Source organism: Chryseobacterium sp., assembly GCF_041914225.1.
Lineage (GTDB): Bacteria > Bacteroidota > Bacteroidia > Flavobacteriales > Weeksellaceae > Chryseobacterium.
Genome location: NZ_JAYSDT010000089.1, coordinates 1 through 7,030, shown reverse-complemented (window position 1 = coordinate 7,030; position 7,030 = coordinate 1). Strand labels below are relative to the sequence as shown.

Sequence of the window (7,030 nt, the reverse complement as noted above, 5' to 3'; positions counted from 1 at the left end):
CATCGTGCTCCAGGAATGGAATTAATGAAGCGGAAATACCGGAAATCTGGTTTGGCGCTACGTCGATAAGGTCTACCTGGTTAGGCTCCACTACCGGATAATCACCATCCAATCTTGCAATAATTCTGTCTGTTTCAAATTCACCGTTATCACTCAGTTCAATGTTTGCCTGAGCAATTACCTTAGCTTCTTCGTCTTCTGCATTTAAGTAAATAGGATCAGCATTAAGATCGATCTTACCATTTTCTACTTTTCTATATGGAGTTTCGATGAAACCTAGGTTGTTGATTTTCGCATAGATCCCTAAAGATGAAATCAAACCGATGTTTGGTCCTTCCGGAGTTTCAATCGGACAAATTCTTCCGTAGTGAGTATGGTGAACGTCACGCACCTCGAAACCTGCTCTTTCTCTTGATAAACCACCAGGTCCTAAAGCTGAAAGTCTTCTCTTGTGAGTGATTTCAGATAGTGGGTTGGTTTGGTCCATGAACTGAGAAAGCTGGTTGGTACCAAAGAATGAGTTGATTACAGATGTTAAAGTTTTAGCATTAACAAGATCAAGCGGAGTAAAGATTTCGTTATCTCTAACGTTCATTCTTTCCTTGATTGTTCTTGCAATTCTTGAAAGACCTACACCGAACTGTCCTGCTAATTGCTCACCAACAGTTTTAATTCTTCTGTTTGATAAGTGGTCGATATCATCAACCTCAGCTTTAGAGTTTACAAGCTCGATAAGGTGTCTTACGATAGCAATGATATCTTCTTTTGTAAGAACCTCAGTTGTTGTAGGAATGTTAAGACCTAATTTTTTGTTCAGTCTGTAACGTCCCACTTCACCTAAAGAGTATCTCTGCTCAGAGAAGAATAATTTTTCAATGATTCCTCTTGCCGTTTCCTCATCTGGCGGATCTGCGTTTCTTAACTGACGATAGATGTACTCTACCGCTTCTTTTTCAGAGTTGGTAGGGTCTTTTTGTAATGTATTCTGGATGATAGAGAATTCATTGCTGTTTTCTTTGTGAATCAGGATTGATTTCACACCAGCATCCAGGATAAGATCTAAGTGTTCTTTTTCAAGGATGGTTTCTCTATCCAGGATGATCTCGTTTCTTTCGATAGAAACTACTTCCCCTGTATCTTCGTCTACGAAGTCTTCGAACCATGTGTTCAATACTCTCGCAGCCAATGTTCTCCCTTCCACTTTTTTAAGGGCTGCTTTAGAAACTTTCACTTCTTCAGCAAGGTCGAAGATCTGAAGGATATCCTTATCAGACTCATACCCGATAGCTCTTAATAAAGTTGTTAATGGTAATTTTTTCTTACGGTCGATATACGCGTACATTACGCTGTTGATATCCGTTGTAAATTCCATCCAAGATCCTTTGAAAGGAATAATTCTTGAATAGTAAAGTTTGGTTCCGTTGGCGTGGTAAGTCTGTCCGAAGAATACACCAGGTGAACGGTGAAGCTGCGTAACGATAACTCTCTCAGCACCATTGATGATGAAAGAACCACTTGGTGTCATATAAGGAACCGGACCTAAATATACATCCTGAACCACAGTCTGGAAATCTTCGTGTTCCGGGTCAGTACAGTACAGTTTAAGTCTAGCTTTTAGAGGAACTGAATAAGTAAGTCCTCTTTCCACACACTCATCAATTGAATAACGTGGAGAATCTACCAGATAGTCTAAGAATTCTAATACGAACTGGTTTCTTGAATCCGTAATTGGGAAATTCTCTTGGAAAGTCTTGTAAAGAGCTTCTGTCTTTCTGGCTTCAGGAAGTGTATCAAGCTGGAAAAACTCTCTGAAAGACTCGATTTGGATGTCCAAAAAGTCAGGAGTGATGATTTTTCCTTTCGCTGATGAGAAATTAATTCTCGGATTTCCTTGAGTTGTTGATTTTGTTTTACTCATAAAACTTTTAAGAAAGGGTTAAAAAATATTTTGATTCATTAAAAAATATCAGAAAAGAACAAGAAACAAGGTAAAAGTAAAAGGTAGAAGTGTTTTTGGCGCTCACGAAAGACCTTAGGCTCTTTCCACTTTGTACTTGGCTCTTTCTAACTGCAACACTGGTATATCTTTTCACAGCGTAATGCAAAATATTTTTCTTACTTTTGAGGCAGTATGACTGCTGTATTTATATACACGAAATCTCTTCCATGCTTTACCAATGAAAGAGCTGATTTTCAGTATTTTATAAATTTACAAACAATTTTTCGCGCCAAAAGAGGGGCAAAGATACAACAAATTATCCACAATAACAAATAAATCATCTCATTTTGAGGCTTTTAAAATAAGAGAGGCTGCCCAATATTGAGCAACCCCTCCACAACACAAGCTAATCCTATGATTATTTCACAATAACCTTATAAGATTTTATTTTTGACTGGGTTTCTATTTTAATAATATACACTCCTGCAGGAAGTGAAGATGTATCAATACCTGTACCGGCATTAAACTTACCTGTTTTAACTGCCTGTCCCTGTGCGGAGAACAATGTATACACTCCTTCTTCTGCTGATGAAATTCTAAGATTCTCCCCAGCTTTTACCGGATTTGGATATACTTTTACATCATTCACTGCAGCAGTAATTTCTGTTGTAGTAATTTTTGCAGCAGTATTGGAAGCTTTTAATAATGAAGCATAAGGTGAAAGCGGGGAATCAGGAGACCCTCTCTTCACCAGATCTGTATCTACAACAGCCTGGATACCATCTTTATCTTTATCATCAATAGTAGAAATGAATCCACCACCTAAAGTATCAAGATTTCCTTTTCCGATCTGATAAAGATCCAGGTCTGAGCCATTGGAGGTAATGTCCAGGAAGTCCGGTTTATCATCTCCATCTGTATTTTTGATCGGATACTTCAATACTCCTGAGTCAGGCGAAGTTTCCAGAATGTCTGCGATTCCGTTTTTGCCCACCGGAACACCGGCATCAATCACTCCATTATGATCTGCATCAATCTGATTAATAACAGATGCAGGAATTCCTGATTCGAATAAATCCAAAATACCATCATTATCAGAGTCAAGATCAAGATAATTCGGAACAGAATCTCCCAGTACAGGAGTTAAAAGAATATCCCCTTCATTATCATCATCCTGAAACTTACCGTTTTTATCAAAATCTTCCACGGCATCCGGAATTCCGTCATTATCAGAATCCTGATCACAGGCATCTACGATACCATCACCATCCGTATCCAACGCCGGCGATTTGTCATTTACCGCTGTACATCCTTCTGCACAGTCAGGAATACCATTTCCGTTATTATCTATGTTGTCATCACCGCCGTTACATTGGTCGAAACAATTCGGAACGCCATCATTATCATCATCCCTGCTTGCAAAAGCATTGTAGATATAATAATTTTGAGGAATACGAATTGCCGTACCGCTGTTGAAAGTAATCTTAATGCGGTTAAAAGGTTTTGTCGCTTTTCCTCCCACATAGAATTTATTAGAGTTTGTTGTGAAAAAATTCCCGCTGATAAGACTTCCCGAGCTTGTAAAAGTATCTGTCAGTATATTTCCGTTGTACAATGTCACGGTAATATTCTCCAGAACACTTACCCCAAGAAGGTTTCCAGCTTTTTCTACAGTGAAACCGGCCATTGTGTTGGCAGGCAGTACTGTATTGCTGCTTACTGTTGCAAACGCAGAGAAAATACTCAGAATAGATGCAGCAGGAACGGTAGCGGTGGCATAATTGGAAGGATTATTATCCACAATAGCCTCCGGGTTGGTCATCTTGGCTAAAATAAGCCCAAGAAATCCCGGCCCCGATGTCCATGAAGCACCAGTAACCAGATTTCCGGGAACTGATGAGCCGCTTGTCTGAATCTTATCATCACATTCACAGGAAACCGGTTCTTCAAAAGCGTAGTACACTTTTAATGCTCCTAAATTAAATCCTACCGTTTGGGTAACTTTTAATCTTACTTCGTTAAAAGGTTTGGTTGTAGTTAAAGCTAACTTTTGTTTTCCTGAACCATATCCGAGTACTTTAATATTAATCAGGCCTCCACCGTCAGACAGTTGTTTTGAGTCCTGAAGCTGTCCGTACAGATAGGTCTCAATCGTAATATTCTTTAAAAACTCAGCGCTTAAAAGCTTCCCCTGGTCATCTGGCTCAATTACAAATCCAGCTTTGTTGCCTGCAGGATATACCTGGTTTTTATCAAGAACTCCCACTGAATAAGATCCCAGTAATCCAACAGGAAGAACGATTGATCCGTAAGAACTTTTATTTCCATCCCCGATTCTTTCTTTGTTCTGAACATAAGATAATGGAGCCAGGAAACTGCTGCTTCCGGATACATTGCCATCCACACCACTTCCTGCAATGATGTCATCACAAATACCATTATTCTCTGTTGGCACCTTTGCAGGATCAAATGCAAATGCATAGTAAACGTTCATTGCACTGAACACGGAAAGGACATTAGTCTGATATAGCCTTACTTCATCAAATTCCTTTGATGTTTTAAAATGCAGGAAAATCCTGTTTTTACTGCCACCGAATGCAGGAACTGATAAAAGTGTACTGCTGGTAGTGGTTTCCTGCAGAACTCCATTTTTATAAGTACTGATTCTCAATGAGCTTAAAAGATCAACAGTAATAAAACTTGTTCCAAGGTCTACATTGAAACCGGTGATGTATCCTGCGGGATAAGTTGTATTCTTATTTTTTACAGATATTCCGTTTCCACTTAACAAGGAAGCGAAATTCCCCATACTCACGCTGTTATCCAGGCTGGCATCTACCACCGGATTCATACTTCCGTTATAACATGCAAGACAGATCCCTGAGTTATTGACAGGTTTTGCCTCCACGCCCATCCCGCGGATCGGCTCATAACCTTGCTGCGCAAATAATACCACAGACATCACTAATGTCATGAGCATAGCAGCTGAGTTTTCGAATAATTTTCTGGTCATTTCTATTTTTTTAAGGTTTGTGTTTTTTTAATAAAGAGCTTTCCAGTTAGTCCCGTTACAGCCTTCATGTACTTTTGATGTAGTATTATACCGGATTGCTCCTTCTTCAGCCGCTGAACAGGCTGCATTGGCACCGGCTGCAATTCCTTTTATCTGAATAGCAGCACCTGTAAAAGTAGCAGCGGTAGGGATCATATTGATGCCTAAAATGGTATCTGTCCCGTTACTTTTATTGAAGAAAACATGTTGTTTATTGGCATAAACCATCTGTCCTGCAGCAGCCTGACCGGAGAATCCTATTGCAAAAGCCTCTGTACCGGTAGCTGTATTGGCAGAACCTACAGCAATATTATTCAAAGAGGTTGTATTTCCGCTTCCGATGGCTATTCCTCCACTGTTGTTATGATTATTACCCACTGTAAGGCCGGTAAGTCCTGTAACCGTATTCAGATTCCCAAAAACTAAATTATTAGGTCCTGTAGCAGTGTTTGTATTTCCAATTACTTTAGCTCCATTACTGGCTGTGTTTCCCAATCCGATAGCTACAGCAGGAAAATTTCCCTGTGCAGAAACCGTATTATCCTTTCCTAATGCAATATTAGAAGATGAACTGTTAGTAAGTATATTATTGGAGCCCCATGTAAACGAAGCGTAAGGGCCAGTTGCAGAATTGGCATTTCCTCCCTGCAATGTTCCATTAATATCCAATATGCCTTTTACATTCTTCTGAGTGGCCAAAACCAGATTCTGACCATCATTTGTTCCCAGATAGTTTCCGGTCCCAATATTGGTTCCTAAAGCAGCAGATGCAGCTGTTGTTCCGGAATTCCCAACTGTGCGCCAGCTTCCGCTTAAACTTAACCATTTTGTACCGTCAAAATAATAATAACCTGATGCAAGTACCTCTGCTGTCTGCCCGGTAGGTGCGCTTTCTGCTGCAGTAACATATACTATTGCCCCGGTTTGAGCTGCAGTATAGTTTTTGACTTTTAATTCTGTTCCTGTAATCCTGGTAGCAATCAGACCGTCAAACTTACTTGTATTGGAAGGTGATCCTACTATATCAAAAGTAGCTTGTGGCAAAAATGTATTAATCCCTAGCTGCGCGTTTATTGATAAACCAGCGGATAAAAGAGCTAATGTGAATAATTTGTTTTTCATTTCTAATGATATTTGATGTTTTTTATGTATGTTTTTTTCAGGAGGTAAAATTCTCAGGTGTTTTCATCTGATAATAAATGAAATCATGAATATTTTATAACGAAAACGCTGAAAATTGTTACAGGGTTAGTGCTGAAGGATATGGACCAGCTTATCAGGAATTTTAATGATAAATTTAAACCCATCTATGAGTTTAACGGAATTGATATAAAACTTTCCAAATTCTTTAAAGGTGAAAAGAGCATTTCCTAGATGGAAAAAATATGAATATATCAGGTTATAATTATTGATAATGGACTTTACCTCTTTAAGAAAGAAAATCTGGATATAAATATCGTTAGAAAGAGAAAGATTATGTTGTGTGCCAATGTACAGTGAATGGACTGAATTCTGATCAGCAGAGTTATGTAAAACTGAGCCATCTGCCCAATGGCGAACTGAAGCACCAGTTAGGCATCGTTGAGTATGTATATCTGCACAATAAGGTAATACATTTTTACTCATCGTTACAGATATAAATTTTGCATTTAGTTTTCCCACAGCCACCAACAGCAACAGAAGTGCTATCTTATGGCTATAAGAAAGAAAATAATTTCTCTCCAATTATATGTGTTTTTTCGATACAAATATAATGTTTTTTCATTCAAAAATAAATTTTGTTAATAAAAATTCACACAAAATAAATAAAAGAAACAATACCAATAAAATAAGTGATTATTTTTTATCAAATAATCAATAATAATAAAATACAGCAAAACAAAAATTAATAATATTTAAATACAATTACAAATTAAAATACAGATTTACAACAGCTTACAACAAAAAAAGCCCGGGCAATATGCCCGGGCTTCTATATTAATAAAATTGAAATTATTTCAATTCTACTTCAGCACCAGCTTCTTCTAATTGCTTCTTAA

General features: G+C 38.2%; 4 protein-coding genes. All 4 read right to left on the bottom strand.

Going from position 1 to position 7,030, the window contains the following annotated elements; genetic code table 11:
- Positions 1 to 1,918, bottom strand: a 1,918-nt coding sequence (gene rpoB, locus ACE3RB_RS19530; RefSeq protein WP_374465741.1) for a DNA-directed RNA polymerase subunit beta, incomplete at its 3' end; no start/stop codon positions are given.
- 439 nt (positions 1,919 to 2,357) lie between these two features.
- Positions 2,358 to 4,952, bottom strand: a complete 2,595-nt coding sequence (locus tag ACE3RB_RS19525; RefSeq protein WP_374465740.1) for a T9SS type A sorting domain-containing protein — start codon at positions 4,950 to 4,952, stop codon at positions 2,358 to 2,360.
- 27 nt (positions 4,953 to 4,979) lie between these two features.
- The gene (locus ACE3RB_RS19520) at positions 4,980 to 6,113 is read right to left on the bottom strand and encodes a hypothetical protein (protein ID WP_374465739.1); all 1,134 of its coding nucleotides are present in this window, start codon (positions 6,111 to 6,113) and stop codon (positions 4,980 to 4,982) included.
- 126 nt (positions 6,114 to 6,239) lie between these two features.
- Complete coding sequence (locus ACE3RB_RS19515; protein WP_374465738.1) at positions 6,240 to 6,716, bottom strand: hypothetical protein; 477 nt, start codon at positions 6,714 to 6,716, stop codon at positions 6,240 to 6,242.
- Positions 6,717 to 7,030 lie beyond the last annotated feature (314 nt).

What these genes read in the sequence shown, in the direction of transcription:
- ACE3RB_RS19525 (WP_374465740.1), bottom strand. Translation starts at nt 4,952, where the DNA reads ATGACCAGAAAATTATTCGAAAACTCAGCTGCTATGCTCATGACATTA.
- ACE3RB_RS19520 (WP_374465739.1), bottom strand. Translation starts at nt 6,113, where the DNA reads ATGAAAAACAAATTATTCACATTAGCTCTTTTATCCGCTGGTTTATCA.